Source organism: Pseudomonas sp. SIMBA_041 (assembly GCF_046535095.1).
Classification (GTDB): domain Bacteria; phylum Pseudomonadota; class Gammaproteobacteria; order Pseudomonadales; family Pseudomonadaceae; genus Aquipseudomonas; species Aquipseudomonas mucoides.
The window spans coordinates 1-234 of sequence record NZ_JAWRXJ010000971.1 but is presented as its reverse complement, the minus strand read 5'-3'; the positions used below and the strand labels follow the sequence as shown (position 1 = coordinate 234).

1 pseudogene is annotated in these 234 nt (G+C 70.9%); it reads right to left on the bottom strand.

What is annotated here, in order from left to right:
• Window positions 1-234, bottom strand: a pseudogene (locus SB725_RS34030) (glycogen debranching enzyme GlgX); the annotation flags it as partial.

The window sequence follows — 234 nt, the reverse complement described above, 5'->3', positions numbered from 1 at the left end:
GGCGGCCGCGCCGGTTGAACTTGTCGGCGGAGGCGGCGAGGCGCGTGGCGAGGTCGGCGGCCTTGCCTTCGTCGCCTTTCCACCAGGCGCGCACGGTGTCGCGAAAGCGGTCGTTCCACTCGGCCCAGCCGGGCGGGAAGCCGCCCACCTGATAGCCGCCGGGACCGCAGTCCCACGGCTCGGCGATCAATTTGACGCTGGCGAGAATCGGGTCCTGGCGGCAACTGTCGAGAA